This window comes from Shinella daejeonensis (genome assembly GCF_024281235.1).
Classification (GTDB): Bacteria; Pseudomonadota; Alphaproteobacteria; order Rhizobiales; family Rhizobiaceae; genus Shinella; species Shinella daejeonensis.
The window spans coordinates 35,315-49,300 of the sequence record NZ_JAHWXY010000014.1; the positions used below are offsets into that span (position 1 = coordinate 35,315).

At 64.4% G+C, this 13,986-nt stretch carries 12 protein-coding genes and 1 tRNA gene; 8 read left to right on the plus strand and 5 right to left on the minus strand.

Going from position 1 to position 13,986, the window contains the following annotated elements; genetic code table 11:
- Positions 1-4: 4 nt before the first annotated feature.
- From KYK29_RS20565 to hemA, 3 genes are all read left to right on the plus strand, one after another.
- Complete coding sequence (locus tag KYK29_RS20565) at positions 5-2,356, plus strand: xanthine dehydrogenase family protein molybdopterin-binding subunit (protein ID WP_254692777.1); 2,352 nt, start codon at positions 5-7, stop codon at positions 2,354-2,356.
- 15 nt (positions 2,357-2,371) lie between these two features.
- Positions 2,372-3,169 (plus strand): FAD binding domain-containing protein, encoded by a 798-nt coding sequence (locus KYK29_RS20570; protein ID WP_254692778.1) that lies wholly within the window; start codon positions 2,372-2,374, stop codon positions 3,167-3,169.
- A gap of 254 nt (positions 3,170-3,423) precedes the next feature.
- The gene (gene hemA / locus KYK29_RS20575; RefSeq protein WP_254692779.1) at positions 3,424-4,638 is read left to right on the plus strand and encodes a 5-aminolevulinate synthase; all 1,215 of its coding nucleotides are present in this window, start codon (positions 3,424-3,426) and stop codon (positions 4,636-4,638) included.
- A 65-nt stretch (positions 4,639-4,703) separates the two neighbouring features.
- Here the strand turns inward: hemA and dxr are convergent, their stop codons facing one another.
- Positions 4,704-5,879 (minus strand): 1-deoxy-D-xylulose-5-phosphate reductoisomerase, encoded by a 1,176-nt coding sequence (dxr, locus tag KYK29_RS20580; RefSeq protein WP_254692780.1) that lies wholly within the window; start codon positions 5,877-5,879, stop codon positions 4,704-4,706.
- Positions 5,880-6,066: 187 nt separating this feature from the next.
- Between dxr and KYK29_RS20585 the strand changes: the two genes are divergently transcribed.
- From KYK29_RS20585 to KYK29_RS20595, 3 genes are all read left to right on the plus strand, one after another.
- Entirely contained in the window at positions 6,067-6,783 is a 717-nt protein-coding gene (locus KYK29_RS20585; RefSeq protein ID WP_254692781.1) for an META domain-containing protein, read from the plus strand.
- Between the two features lie 25 nt (positions 6,784-6,808).
- Positions 6,809-7,189 (plus strand): CAP-Gly domain protein, encoded by a 381-nt coding sequence (locus KYK29_RS20590; protein WP_254692782.1) that lies wholly within the window; start codon positions 6,809-6,811, stop codon positions 7,187-7,189.
- 89 nt (positions 7,190-7,278) lie between these two features.
- Positions 7,279-8,466, plus strand: coding sequence for a CDP-glycerol glycerophosphotransferase family protein (locus KYK29_RS20595; RefSeq protein WP_254692783.1), 1,188 nt, complete (start codon positions 7,279-7,281; stop codon positions 8,464-8,466).
- A 137-nt stretch (positions 8,467-8,603) separates the two neighbouring features.
- Here the strand turns inward: KYK29_RS20595 and KYK29_RS20600 are convergent.
- Together KYK29_RS20600 and KYK29_RS20605 are read right to left on the minus strand one after the other, a co-directional pair.
- Positions 8,604-8,680 (minus strand) — tRNA-Arg (locus tag KYK29_RS20600).
- 69 nt (positions 8,681-8,749) lie between these two features.
- Complete coding sequence (locus tag KYK29_RS20605; RefSeq protein WP_254692784.1) at positions 8,750-9,910, minus strand: M20 aminoacylase family protein; 1,161 nt, start codon at positions 9,908-9,910, stop codon at positions 8,750-8,752.
- 131 nt (positions 9,911-10,041) lie between these two features.
- On the opposite strand from KYK29_RS20605, the gene KYK29_RS20610 reads away from it, so the two are divergent.
- A complete protein-coding gene (locus KYK29_RS20610; protein WP_254692785.1) occupies positions 10,042-11,151 on the plus strand; it encodes a D-alanyl-D-alanine carboxypeptidase family protein in 1,110 nt (369 codons plus the stop codon).
- Between the two features lie 11 nt (positions 11,152-11,162).
- Positions 11,163-12,287 carry a CobW family GTP-binding protein gene (locus tag KYK29_RS20615; RefSeq protein ID WP_254692786.1) on the plus strand — a complete coding sequence of 375 codons (1,125 nt, stop codon included), beginning with the start codon at positions 11,163-11,165 and terminating at the stop codon, positions 12,285-12,287.
- Positions 12,288-12,410: 123 nt separating this feature from the next.
- Here KYK29_RS20615 and KYK29_RS20620 read toward each other — a convergent pair whose 3' ends face one another.
- Positions 12,411-12,659 (minus strand): sulfurtransferase TusA family protein, encoded by a 249-nt coding sequence (locus tag KYK29_RS20620; RefSeq protein WP_254692787.1) that lies wholly within the window; start codon positions 12,657-12,659, stop codon positions 12,411-12,413.
- Complete coding sequence (locus KYK29_RS20625; RefSeq protein WP_254692788.1) at positions 12,656-13,894, minus strand: L,D-transpeptidase family protein; 1,239 nt, start codon at positions 13,892-13,894, stop codon at positions 12,656-12,658. Before KYK29_RS20625 ends, KYK29_RS20620 begins: the two co-directional genes overlap by 4 nt.
- Between the last annotated feature and the right edge of the window lie 92 nt (positions 13,895-13,986).

The following is a 13,986-nucleotide window of genomic DNA, read 5'->3' on the forward strand; positions in this document are numbered from 1 at the left end:
AGAGATGGGTGTCGAAGGCATCGGCGCGCGCGTGACGCGCAAGGAAGACAAGCGGTTTCTCACCGGCAAGGGTCGTTATACGGACGATATGACCGTGCCGGGCATGTGTTTCGCCGCATTCGTGCGCTCGCCGCACGCCCATGCGCGAATCGGAAACATCGACGCCACGGCCGCCGGGGAAATGCCGGGCGTCATCGCGGTGCTCAATGGCCGGCAGATGCTCGACGACGGCATCGGCAACCTGATCTGCGGCTGGATGATCCATTCGAAGGACGGCTCGCCGATGAAGATGGGGGCCTGGCGGCCGCTTGCCCATGAAACCGTGCGCTATGTGGGTGACGCGGTCGCCGTGGTGGTCGCCGAAAGCATGGCGGAGGCCCGCGACGCCGCAGAGGCCGTCATCGTCGACTATGAGGAACTGCCGGCGGTGACGGACGCCGTGACGGCGCTTGCCGACGGCCAGCCGCAACTGCATCCCGAAGCGCCGAACAATCTGATCTTCGACTGGGACATCGGCGACGCCGCGGCCACGGACGCCGCCATCGCCGCCGCCGCCCATGTCACGCAGATGCGGATCGTCAACAACCGGCTGGCACCGAACCCGATGGAGCCGCGCGCGGCGCTCGGCATCTACGACGCGGCGGACGACCACTACACCTGCTACACGACCAGCCAGAACCCGCATGTGGCGCGGCTCGTCATGAGCGCCTTCTACAATGTCGCGCCGGAAAACAAGCTGCGGGTCATCGCACCCGACGTCGGCGGCGGCTTCGGCTCGAAGATCTACATCTATCCGGAGGAGATCACCTGTCTGTGGGCCTCCAGACGCACGGGCGTTCCCGTCAAATGGACGAGCGACCGCACCGAGGCGTTCCTGACGGACGCCCATGGACGAGACCATGTCTCGACGGTGAAAATGGCCTTCGACGCCAGCCACCGCATCACCGCGCTCAAGGTCGACACGATCGCCAATCTCGGCGCCTATATGTCGCTGTTTTCTTCCGCCGTCCCGACCTATCTCTACGCCACGCTGCTCTCCGGCCAATATGACATCCCGGCGATCCACGCCAATGTCCGCACGGTCTACACCAATACGGTGCCGGTCGACGCCTATCGCGGCGCGGGCCGGCCGGAGGCGACCTATCTGCTCGAACGCACCGTGGAGACGGCGGCGCGCGAACTCGGCCTGTCGCCGGTGGAGCTTCGCCGCATCAACTTCATCCGCTCCTTCCCGCATCAGACGCCGGTGATCATGAATTATGACGCCGGCGACTACGACGCCTCGCTGGCGGCGGCGCTCCAGGCGGCGGACTGGGACGGCTTTCCCGCCCGCAAGGCCGAGGCGGCAAGCCGCGGCCTGAAGCGCGGCATCGGCATGAGCTGCTATATCGAGGCCTGCGGCATCGCTCCTTCGGCGGCTGTCGGCTCGCTCGGGGCCGGTGTCGGCCTCTGGGAATCGGCGGAGGTGCGGGTGAATGCGGTCGGCACCGTCGAAATCCTGACCGGGTCGCACAGCCACGGCCAGGGACATGAGACGACCTTCGCCCAACTCGTCGCCGACCGTTTCGGCGTACCGATCGACAGTGTCTCCGTCGTGCACGGCGACACCGACAAGGTCCAGATGGGCATGGGCACCTATGGCTCGCGCTCCGGCGCCGTCGGCATGTCGGCCGTCGTCAAGGCGCTCGACAAGGTCGAGGCCAAGGCGCGGAAGATCGCCGCCCATCTCATGGAGGCCGACGAGAGCGACATCGTCATCGAAAACGGCACGCTGAAGGTCGCCGGCACCGACAAGTCGCTGCCCTGGTTCCAGGTGACGCTTGCCGCCTACACGGGACACAACCTGCCGCCGGGCATGGAGCCGGGATTGAAGGAGGGCGCCTTCTACGACCCTTCGAACTTCACCTTCCCGGCCGGCTGCTACATCTGCGAGGTCGAGGTGGACCCGGAGACCGGCAAGACGGAAATCGTGCAATTCGTGGCGGCCGACGACTTCGGCAACATCATCAATCCGATGATCGTCGAGGGCCAGGTGCATGGCGGCATTGCCCAGGGCATCGGCCAGGCGCTGCTCGAGGGCGTGCATTACGATCCGCAGACGGGCCAGCTCCTGACGGCAAGCTACATGGATTACGCCATGCCGCGCGCCGACGACCTGCCCTCCTTCCAGGTCTCCCATCAGGTGACGCCCTGCCCCGGCAACCCGCTCGGCATCAAGGGCTGCGGAGAGGCCGGCGCGATCGGCTCGCCGCCGGCGCTGATGAACGCCATCACCGACGCCATCGGCACCAACGCCCTCGACATGCCCGCGACGCCGGCCAGGGTCTGGGCCGCCGCCCGCGCCGCCGCGAACTGAAAAGGAGGAATGACCATGTATGAAACGACCTATCACCGCGCCTCCTCGCTCGCCGAGGCCGTCCGCCTGCGCGCCGACAGCGACGAAGCGAAATATCTCGCCGGCGGAATGACGCTGATCCCGACCATGAAGCAGCGGCTCGCCGCCCCGAGCGAACTGGTGGACCTGCGTCACATCGCCGAACTCCGGGGCATTGCCGTCAAGGGCCGCCGGGTGAGGATCGGTGCCGGCACGCCCCATAACGAAGTCGCCACATCCGCCGCGATAAGCGCGGTTTGCCCGGCGCTTTGCCATCTCGCCGCATTGATCGGCGATCCGCTGGTGCGCCACATGGGCACGCTCGGCGGCTCGATCGCCAACAACGACCCGGCGGCGGACTATCCGGCCGCCATGCTGGGCCTCGACGCGACCATCATCACCGACCGCCGGGAAATCCCCGCCGGCGACTTCTTCACCGGCCTGTTCGAAACGGCGCTGGAGGATGGCGAGATCGTCGTCGCGGCGACATTCGAGGCACCGGCGCGGGCAGGCTACAGCAAGTTCGCCAATCCTGCCTCCCGCTTTGCGATGACCGGCGTCTTCGCCGCACAGGCGGCCGACGGTACGGTGCGCGTGGCCGTGACCGGCGCGGGCGCAAACGGCGTCTTCCGCCATGCCGGCCTCGAGGCGGCGCTGACACGGAACTGGTCGCCGGACGTTGTCTCCGATGTCGCCGTCGAGACGGGCGATCTCCTGTCCGACCTGCACGGCAACGCGGACTATCGCGCCAATCTGGTGAAGGTCATGGCGAAGCGCGCCGTCGCTACGGCCTGAACGCGCCGGGACATGCGATACCAGGCCGGAAACAGTTCACGAAAACGGGACGGTTCAAGGCCGTCCTTTTTTCGTGCAGACTTGACATATATCAACGAGCGAGGGCTTCTGCCGGGGCAAGATACTTTGGAACGGTTCAAAGGTGACGCGATTTGCCGCAGCGCTTCGCATTGCAGCGAGCCGCTGCAGGGTATAGCCGATTGAACGACAGCCGGCGGCGATGAGGCCGGCGCATGAGCGGACCGGAGAAACCGATGGACTTCGAGACATTCTTCAAGAACGAACTGGACGGACTGCATGAGGAGGGTCGTTACCGCGTTTTCGCCGACCTGAAGCGGCAGCGGGGAAGTTTCCCCAAGGCCGTGCGCCATACCGAGCAGGGGCCGCAGGAAGTCACCGTCTGGTGTTCGAACGATTATCTCGGCATGGGCCAGCATCCCGAGGTCATCGAGGCGATGAAAAGCGCGCTCGACGAATGCGGCGCCGGCGCCGGCGGCACGCGCAATATCTCCGGCACCAATCGCTATCATGTGCTGCTGGAGCAGGAGCTTGCGGATCTCCACGGCAAGGAGGCGGCCCTTCTCTTCACCTCGGGCTATGTCTCCAACTGGGCCGCACTCGGCACGCTCTGTTCCCGCATTCCCGGCATCATCTGTTTTTCCGATGCCGGGAACCACGCTTCGATGATCGAAGGCATCCGCCATTCGAAATGCGAGCGCGTCATCTGGAAGCATAACGACCTGAAGGATCTTGAAGCGAAACTCGCCGCCGCCGATCCGAAAGCCCCCAAGATCATCGCCTTCGAATCGGTCTATTCGATGGATGGCGACATCGCCCCGATCAGGGAAATCTGCGACCTTGCCGATCGCTACGGCGCGATGACCTATCTTGATGAGGTCCACGCCGTCGGCATGTACGGCCCGCGCGGCGGCGGCATCGCCGAGCGCGACGGCCTGATGCACCGGCTGACGGTGATCGAGGGCACGCTCGGCAAGGCCTTCGGCGTCATGGGCGGCTATATCACGGGCTCGACGGCGCTCTGCGACTTCGTCCGCTCCTTCGCCTCGGGCTTCATCTTCACGACGGCCCTGCCGCCGACGCTGGCCGCCGGGGCGCTCACCTCGATCCGCCATCTCAAGGAGAACCAGGTCGAGCGCTTCGCCCATCAGGAACGCGTGCGCCGCCTGCGCTCGGCCCTGGATCGCAAGGGCATCCCCCATATGCCCAATCCGAGCCATATCGTGCCGGTGATGGTCGGCGACGCCGCCAAGTGCAAGTGGATTTCAGACCTGCTGCTCAACGATTTCGGCATCTATGTGCAGCCGATCAACTATCCGACGGTGCCGAAGAAGACGGAGCGCCTGCGCATCACGCCGACGCCGCTGCACACGGACGCCGATATCGACCATCTCGTCGACGCCCTGCATTCGCTATGGTCGCATTGCGCGCTTTCGCGCGCCGTCGCCTAGAGCATTTCCGGCCGAAGCGGGATCGCTTCGGCGTCGGATAATGCGGGAAAAACAAAAACCAGACCCTATCCGATCAGCCCGGCGGCCACCCGCCGGGCTTCTTCGTCCGCGGCGAAGACATCCTCCATGGAGGTCGCCGGCGGCAGGTGGCTGAGGCGATCCATCGCCGCTTCTACGACATCGGCCATGGCGAGAAAGCGGATGCGGCCTTCCACGAAGGCGTGGAAGGCGGTTTCCTCCGCTGCATTCATCACCGCGCCCTGGAGACCGCCGCGCTGAAGCGCCACCCGCGCCAGCCGCAGCGCCGGAAAGCGCTCTTCGTCCGGCGCTTCGAAATCGAGGCGGGAAAGCCGGGCGAAATCCAGACGCTCGACATCGAGCGGCGCACGGTCGGGATAGGTGAGCGCATAGCCGATCGCCGTGCGCATATCCGGCGCCCCAAGCTGCGCCAGCACCGATCCATCCACATAGCCGACCATCGAATGGACGATCGACTGCGGATGCACCACCACCTCGATCTGCTCCGGCCGCACATCGAAGAGATGCTTCGCCTCGATCATCTCGAGCGCCTTGTTGAACATCGAGGCGCTGCCGATCGAGATCTTCAGTCCCATCGACCAGTTCGGATGCGCGCGCGCCACCTCGACCGTGACATCGGCCATCGCCTCGCGCGTCCATGTGCGCAACGGGCCGCCCGATGCCGTCAGCACGATACGTTCCACGGCATGGCGCTGGTCCTCCTCCAGCGCCTGAAAGATCGCACTATGCTCGCTATCGACGGGAATAAGCCGGCCGCCGCCCGTTGCGACGGCCTTCACGAACAGTTCACCGGCAGAAACCAGGCATTCCTTGTTTGCCAGTGCGATATCGGCGCCCCTGCGGGCGGCCGCCAGCGTCGGGGCGAGCCCCGCCGTGCCGACGATTGCCGCCATCGCCCAGTCGACTTCGGCAGAGGCGGCGTCGAGGAGCGCCTGGCGTCCGGCCGCCGCTTCGATGCCGCTGCCCGAAAGCGCCTGCTTGAGTTCCGCATAGCGCTTCTCGTCGGCCGTGACGGCGAGAGCCGCGCCGCATTCGCGCGCCTGCGCCGCAAGGAGGTCGATATTGCCATTGCCGGTCAGCGACAGCACCTCGAACCGCTCGCGCCCGCCGAGTTGCCGGATCACATCGAGTGTGCTGGTGCCGATGGAGCCTGTCGAGCCGAGAATGCTGATGCGACGTTTCCGCCCTGCTTCGGGAGCCATGCTGTTTTCCGCGCTTGTCTCTTTTCCGCAAAGGCTCTACAGCCGAAAGGCGTCCGCAACAAGCCGTAGCGACAGCGGCGGGGGCTCCGGCGCCCGTTATGCGGGCCCCGCGTCTTGACCTTTTCACCCGGACGGCCATAACGTCGCCGGATGGCGGCCCTCCGCCGCGACACGATTGGAGAGATCTGTGCGCAGAAGCCTCGGACTATTGTGCCTTGTCGGCATCGCCCTTGCGTCGCCTCTTCCGGCCCAGGCCGAGGAAGCCGTACCGGCCGGCCTCGGCGGAAGCTGGCTTGCCGAGGACATCGGCGGCGGCGGCGTCATCGACGATTTGCAGACGACACTCGACATCCGGCCCGACGGCTCCTATGGCGGCAATGGCGGCTGCAACACCTATCGCGGCAAACTGAAGGTTCAGAACGGCAGCATCGCCTTCGCGCCGGCCGCCGCGACGCGCAAGATGTGCATTCCGGCCATAATGGACCAGGAGCAGAAATTCTTCGACGCCCTCGGCACCGTCACCTCCTGGAAGCTGGAAAACGGCATCCTGCACCTGACCGGCAAGGATGGCGCGCCGGCGCTGCGTCTTGCCGCGATGAAGAACGGCACCGACGTCCTCATTCGCCTGCCCGGCCCCGAACAGGCCGTCTCACGCTCGACCGTCGTCTATCAATGCGGCGACGACCAGCGGATCAGCGCCGAATACATCAATGTCGACGAGGCCTCGCTTGCCGTTCTGACGATCGCCGAAGAGACCGTGATAACGGTGAACGTGGTCTCGGCCTCCGGCGCCAGATATGTCGGCGGCCGCTACGAATGGTGGACAAAAGGCGACGAGGCGACCCTCGACGACCTGATGAAGGAGGAAAACGCACCGGTCGTTTCCTGCCGCAAGACGGGCTGACCGGCGCGCATCCAAGAGGTAACCCATGGCCACGTTCCGCATCGGACAGAAGGTCGTCTGCGTCAACGACCGCTTCAGGAACGTCTCGATCGATCAGGGCATCCGCAAGGGCCGGATCTACACGGTCCGCTGGGTGGGGCACTACCGCCATTATGTCGACGGCGACTTCTACGGCATCAAGCTGATGGAGCTCCATCGCGGCATGGACGACGGTCCGGAGGGCTACGGCGCGACGGACATGCCCTTCCGCGCCAGCCGCTTCCGGCCGCTCGTCACCGATCGTATCCGCGATCTCCTCGGCCTCAAGGCCCCGAAGCCGAAAGTGGTCAGCGCCCCGTCGAGCGTCCCGTCCATCCGGGCCAAACCCCGCGTCACCACGCCGGAACGCGAAAAGGAAGACGCCTGAGCGCAAACGGCGTTCCGGCGCGGCCTGCATTGCCTATCCGCGGAGGTCTTCCGGCCATCGGCCTTCAAGGCTTCGGCATAAAGGAAACCATGCCCGTCAAGCCTTGCTTCATCGTCAAGAACAAGTTCCAGATCGTGCAGTTCGCCCCGCTCGCCGAGGCCTATCCCGATGCCCGCTATCTGCTGATCGACCGGAAGACGCTGCGAAACGAATTCACGCGGCAGGATATCGCCTCCTCGCGCATTCCGATAACCGTGGTGGACCGCGAGACGGTCGTCAAGGCGGCCGACGGTTTCGACGTCGTGTTCTTTCAGACGGTCTTTCCCGGCATCGAGCGGCTTACCAGACCGCTGGTCTCGGTGCAGTACGGGCTCGCCAAGGAGCGCCACAACTACGGGGAATGGCGGGCCCTTGCGGACATGAACCTGATGTTCGGTCCCTATTCCGCCCGGAAGGTCGAGCATTTCTCCCCGAGCCATGGCGTCGGGAACATCAAGTTTTCGGGATGGGATCCCGTCATTTCGAAAGAGGCGCGCCTGTCGGCGAAGGCATCGATCGGCGCCGATCCCTGCAAGCCGCTCGCCCTTTACATGCCCACCTATGGCGAACTCGGATCGTTCGGCCAGCTGGCCGCACCGCTTGCCGGGCTTCGCGGAACCTGCGACGTCGCGATCAAGATGCATCACAACGACGAAAGAGCGGGCTATGGCTGGATAGCCGAGGCGCAAAGGCACGGTTTCAGGCTGCTGTTTTCGGGCGATGCCGACCAGAAGCGCCTTCTTGCCGCCGCCGATGTGGTCGTCAGCGACTTTTCGGGAGCGATCTTCGACGCCATCTACGCCCATGTCCCGGTCGTCCTCTTCCAGGAGAACCCGGCGCAAAAGATCGGCATCCAGAAATTCGACCTGTCGTCGATCGAATTCAGCCGGCGATCGGAGCTTGGGATCACCTGCGAACGGCCGGAAGACATCGGCGCGGCGATACAGGCGGCCATGGACAGCCCCGCCGCGGCGCTAAATCGCATTCGATCGGTGCGAAAGGAGCTGTTTGCGGAAGGGGTGGACAGCGTGAAACGCAGCACGGACCTCGTCGAAGCCCTGCTGCGGGGCGACCTGCCGGGCCTGACGACGCCACAGCTTTACGTCCGCGAAACGGTGCAGGCGCTGCTTTCCTGCGAAGCCGCGCGTCGAGGCGGCGCGCTATCACGCCTGTGGGAGAAGAGGGTCCTGCAAACGCTCGCCCGCGCCCGTCGCGGCCTGGCGGCGCGAAGGAAATAGAGCAATTCCAGGAAAAGTGCGAAGCGGTTTTCCGTCCGGAATTGCGTAAAAGCAAGACTTGGATTGTTTCACCGCTTCCGTGAAGCAATCCAGCCGCTCCGCCTTTCGCAAGCCCTCGTCACGCCATGCAGTAAAAATGGTGATCCCGCCGCGATTCGAACGCGGGACCCCCAGATTAGGAATCTGGTGCTCTATCCTGCTGAGCTACGGGACCACTGGACGAACCCATACAAAAGCTGATCCCGGAAGCCAAGCGATTTTCAGGGCAGGCGCCCGTGTTTCGTCAGGCCGACAGACGGCTTTCGGCAAGGCGCACCCAGTAGCTTACGCCATGGGGAATGGCCTCGTCGTTGAAATCGTAAGCCGGATGGTGAAGACCGGCCGTATCCCCATTGCCGAGGAAGACGAAAGCGCCCGGGCGCGACAGCAGCATGTAGGAAAAATCCTCGCCCCCCATCGTCGGATCGATCGCCGCCTGCACCGCCGCCTCGCCGGCAATCTCCCGCGCCGCCGCAACCGCATGCGCCGTTTCTTCCGGATGGTTGACGGTCACCGGGTAGTTGCGGTGATAGGCGACGGTGATCTCGGCTCCGTTCGCCGTCGCAATTCCCGCGCAGATCTGGCGGATACGCGCCTCCGCCTCATCGCGCATGGCCGGATCCAGCGTGCGCACCGTACCGGCGAGCGCCGCCTCCCCGGGAATGACGTTATGGGCGAAGCCGGCATTGAATTTCGTCACCGAGACGACGAGAGCGGAGACCGGATCTGCGACCCGCGAGACGATGGTTTGCAGCGTCGTCACCACCTGAGCGCCGATGACGACCGGATCGATCGTCGTTTGCGGCATGGCGGCATGGCCGCCGCGTCCCCGAACGGCGATGGTGAACTCGTCGGTCGCCGCCATGATCGCGCCGCTGCGCGTGCCGAAGCTGCCGACCGGCATGCCCGGCAGATTGTGCATTCCGTAAACCTCGGCAATGCCGAAGCGTTCCATCATGCCGTCCTTCACCATCTCATTGCCGCCGCCGCCGCCCTCCTCCGCCGGCTGGAAGATGACGGCGACATTGCCGGTGAAATTGCGCGTTTCGGCAAGATATTTCGCAGCCCCCAGCAGCATGGCCGTATGCCCGTCGTGGCCGCAGGCGTGCATCCTGCCCTTGACGGTGGACGCCCAGGGCTTGCCGCTCGTCTCCTCGATGGGCAACGCGTCCATATCGGCGCGAAGACCGATGGTACGCCCCTCGCCGCGTCCCCGGATAAGACCGACGACCCCGGTGCGGCCGATGCCGGTCGCCACCTCGTCGACGCCGAACGCCTTCAGCTTTTCGGCAACGAAGGCTGCCGTTTTCTCCACCGCGAACAGCAGCTCCGGCTCCCGGTGCAACTGTCGGCGCCAGACGGCGATTTCGTCCTGCATATCCGCGACGCGGTTGAGAATGGGCATGAATTCATCCTGTCGATAAGGCCGAAAAACGGCCGGAACGGGTTCGATGGCTTTGCCATCACTGCGCCATATAGGTTAAATAGGCCGACGGTTCGAAACAACACCCGATTTCCGAGGAAAGATCCTTGCAGATGAACGGACGAACGACGCGCCGGAGCATACGGTTTCTGGCCATCGCATTTCTTGCCGGAGCCTTCCTTGCAGCAAAGGGCGCGGAAGCCGGCCCACGCATGCTGGTGGACGTCAACACGCTGAAAGTCATCGACCACGAGGACGCCTTCCAGCGCTGGTATCCGGCATCGCTGACCAAGCTGATGACCGCCTACACGGTGTTTCGCGCCATCAAGGCCGGCGAGATACGGCTGGACAGCCCGGTGGTCATGAGCAAGAACGCGGCCGCCGAACCGCCGAGCAAGATGTATTTCAAGCCCGGCCAGACGATGACGCTCGACAGCGCGCTCAAGATCATCCTCGTCAAGTCGGCAAACGACGTTTCGGTGGCGATCGCCGAATCGGTCGGCGGCTCCGAGGCCGCCTTCATCGCCCGCATGAACGCCGAGGCCGCCCGCATCGGAATGAGTTCCTCCCGCTTCATCAATCCGCACGGCCTGCCCGGCAAGGGCCAGTATACGACCGCCCGCGATCTCGCCGTTCTCGCGGTGACGCTGAAGCGCGAATTCCCGCAATATGCATCCTATTTCGCGCTGGAAGGCTTCACCACGGGCAAGAAGAACTATCCGAACTTCAACATGCTGATCGGCCGTTTCGATGGCGCGGACGGCATGAAGACCGGCTTCATCTGTGCGGCGGGTTTCAACCAGGTCTCCTCGGCCACGCGCAATGGCCGCAGCGTCGTTTCCGTCGTTCTGGGCGCCGACAGCCTTGGCGCGCGGGCCGACCTTTCGGCCAATATGCTGCAACGGGGCCTGACGACCAATGCACGCAACGCGCCGACACTCGGTCAGTTGCGCCCCTATGGAGAAAACCGCGACAACGTCACCGACCTCACGAAGGTCATCTGCACGCAGCACGCGGCCAAGGTGCGCAGCGAAGGCCGCGACGAGGCGGGCCGCCAGAAGCTGACGTCGCCCTATATCCACGAACTCAACCGTCCGCTGCAATTCGTCACCGCCGGGCTGATCGGCGGCGGCGCCGTCACGGCGGCCGCAAACGATAATCGTGCTGCCGGCATCGGCGATATCGCCAATATCCCGATCCCGCTTCCACGCCCGGCATTCTGACAGGAAAAACCATGACCCAGGCGGCAAAGCGTGTGCCGGTTTCCGTGCTGACCGGCTTTCTCGGCGCGGGCAAGACGACATTGCTCAATCGCCTGCTGAAGTCGCCGGCGCTCGTCGATACGGCGGTGATCATCAACGAGTTCGGCGACGTGAGCATCGATCACCTGCTGGTCGAAAGCTCCGGCGACGGCATCATCGAACTGTCCGACGGCTGCCTGTGCTGCACGGTGCGCGGCGAACTTGTCGACACGCTCGCCGATCTGATGGACCGCATGCAGACCGGCCGCATCCGGCCGCTCAAGCGGATCGTGGTGGAAACGACGGGGCTGGCCGACCCGGCGCCGGTGCTCCAGGCGATCATGGGCAATCCCGTCATCGCCCATTCCTTCACCCTCGACGGCGTGGTCACCGTGGTCGACGCCGTCAACGGCCTTTCGACGCTTGCCAGTCATAAAGAGGCGGTGAAGCAGGTGGCGGTCGCCGACCGCATCGTGCTCAGCAAATCATCGCTTGCTGGACAGGAAGCGCTTGCCGCCGTCCGGCGCGAGATCGCCGCGCTCAACCCGCGCGCCCGCGTCTTCGACGCAGACGACACGGAAAGCGTCGGCCCGGCGCTATTGGCAAACGGCCTCTACGATCCCGACAGCAAGATAGCGGACGTGCGGCGCTGGCTGCATGAGGAAACACACGACCATGCGCACGGGCATTCCCACGATCACGACCACCACGATGGCCATGTCCATGACGTGACCCGGCACGATTCGACGATCCGCTCCTTCAGCATCGTGCACGATCGTCCGATCGATCCGCTGGCGCTCGACATGTTCGTCGACCTCCTGCGTTCGGCCCATGGAGACAAGCTCCTGCGCATGAAGGCCATCGTCCAGCTTTCCAGCAATCCGGACCGGCCGGTGGTGCTGCACGGTGTGCAGACTATCTTCCACCCGCCGGAGCGACTGGCAGAATGGCCCGATCCCGCCGATCGTCGCACGCGCCTCGTCCTCATCACCCGCGACCTGCCGGAAGATTTCGTGCGCGACCTCTTCGACGCCTTCACCGGCACGCCGAACATCGACAGGCCCGATCGCGTCGCTCTGGAAAACAATCCGCTGGCGGTTCCGGGAATGAAGTTCTAGGTCGTTTCCAACCGAAGCGAGATCGCTTCGGCGCCAGATAATGTGGCAAAACAGGAATCCGGCGTCTTTCCAGCGAAAACCAGATCGCCTGAAATGCCCGGAAGGCTATGCGCGCCTCGTCCCTCACCCCGCCTTGCGGATCAGGAAACGATGGCCGTCCGCCATCCGTTCGCTCGTCTCGAGCACATGACCGTCCTCGCGGCAGAAATGGGGAATATCGATCACGGCCAGCGGATCGGTCGTCTCGACCCACAATGCGCTGCCCGCCGCCATGGCGGAAAGCCGCCGCCGCGTCTTGAGCACCGGAAGCGGGCATTTCAGCCCGCGCAGGTCGTAAATTTCCCCGGGCGCGTCGGTCTCGGCGGCAGTCATTTCTGCCAGAACTTCCAGAACGGCTTCTTCGAAGCCTCCTCGACCACCTCGACGCCGGGGTTTTCCTCGGGAACCGGCAGCGCGCCCGCAACGCCGGCAGCCGCCTTCTGCGCCTGTTCGGCGGCGACGTCGGAGGCAAGCGCCTCGGCTTCCTTGCGCGCGCGTTCTTCCGCCGCCTGCTTCGCGCGCTGCTCGGCCTCGATCTTGCGGTTCTCGGCCTCCTCCGCGCGCTTCTTCTGCGCCTCGATTTCACGCAACGTCGTCAGCTTGCCCGCATCGATCGACGAACCGGTGGGCGCATAGGCGAGTTCGCGCCCCTTGCGCTGTTCGGCGACGATCGCCTTGCGCTGGGCTTCCGAAGGCTCCAGCCAGACGGTGCCCTCATATTTCTTCATCGCCTTCGCATAGGCGGCGTCATAGGTCTTGTTGTGGCTTGCAAGCGCCACTTCCAGCGCCGGCGGCGAGGAGAGCGCCGGACAGGCCCCTGCCGGCGAAAGAGCTTTGTCGCTCTGCTGGTTGAAGACATATTTGCGGTCGCAGACCTTCACCTCGGGCGGGCGCTTGGTGACCTCGAAATGGTCATAGCCGACCTTGAGCATCTTCCAGAATTCGATATTCGGATTGTCGCGATGGCGCGCCATGTTCTCCGCGGTCATGCGGAAGGGGAAGGCCTGAAGCTGGACCACCTCCTGCCCGCCCTTGAAGGCGTCGCGCGCGAAGGCGAAAATCTCCAGCATCTGCTCGTCGGTCATCGAATAGCAACCGGACGACGAACAGGCGCCATGGATCATCAGGTGGCTGCCGCTGGCGTTGTTCGCCCGGTCATAGCTATTGGGAAAACCGGTGTTGATCGCCAGATAATAGTTCGAATTCGGATTGAGATGCTGCCGGGAGAGAGGATAGAAACCCTCCGGCGCCTGCCGGTCGCCTTCCTTGCGTTTCGGCCCGAGCTTGCCCGACCAGGCGCAGATCTTGTAGCTCTTGAGCATCTGGAACCGGTTCGCCCGGTCGGCCTTCCAGACCTCCAGCGTACCCTCTTCCTTGAAGATGCGGACCATCACCGGCGCAAGCCGGTCGATGTTGAGCGAGGCCATCTTCTGGAGAACCTTGCCGGAAAGCTGGTACTCGACCTTGTTCTTCACCGACTTGATGTCGACGGTGTCGAGCGTCTCGTTGGTGCAGCCGGCGGCGGCAACGGCAAGAAGAGATACGGTGGCAAGAACTTTCAGGCGCATTCGGGAAGTCCGTAACAACGTCATATCGCGACCGCTAACCGCAGATGGCCGGTGCGAGATCGTTTCGGCTTATACTCCATAAACCGCAGAAC

Bases quoted from the DNA above. Each gene is read 5' to 3' on its own strand.
- KYK29_RS20610 (WP_254692785.1), top strand. From the start codon at position 10,042: ATGAACGGACGAACGACGCGCCGGAGCATACGGTTTCTGGCCATCGCA.
- KYK29_RS20570 (WP_254692778.1), top strand. From the start codon at position 2,372: ATGTATGAAACGACCTATCACCGCGCCTCCTCGCTCGCCGAGGCCGTC.
- KYK29_RS20565 (WP_254692777.1), top strand. From the start codon at position 5: ATGGGTGTCGAAGGCATCGGCGCGCGCGTGACGCGCAAGGAAGACAAG.
- KYK29_RS20590 (WP_254692782.1), top strand. From the start codon at position 6,809: ATGGCCACGTTCCGCATCGGACAGAAGGTCGTCTGCGTCAACGACCGC.
- KYK29_RS20605 (WP_254692784.1), bottom strand. From the start codon at position 9,910: ATGCCCATTCTCAACCGCGTCGCGGATATGCAGGACGAAATCGCCGTC.
- KYK29_RS20625 (WP_254692788.1), bottom strand. From the start codon at position 13,894: ATGCGCCTGAAAGTTCTTGCCACCGTATCTCTTCTTGCCGTTGCCGCC.
- dxr (WP_254692780.1), bottom strand. From the start codon at position 5,879: ATGGCTCCCGAAGCAGGGCGGAAACGTCGCATCAGCATTCTCGGCTCG.
- KYK29_RS20615 (WP_254692786.1), top strand. From the start codon at position 11,163: ATGACCCAGGCGGCAAAGCGTGTGCCGGTTTCCGTGCTGACCGGCTTT.
- KYK29_RS20595 (WP_254692783.1), top strand. From the start codon at position 7,279: ATGCCCGTCAAGCCTTGCTTCATCGTCAAGAACAAGTTCCAGATCGTG.
- KYK29_RS20620 (WP_254692787.1), bottom strand. From the start codon at position 12,659: ATGACTGCCGCCGAGACCGACGCGCCCGGGGAAATTTACGACCTGCGC.
- hemA (WP_254692779.1), top strand. From the start codon at position 3,424: ATGGACTTCGAGACATTCTTCAAGAACGAACTGGACGGACTGCATGAG.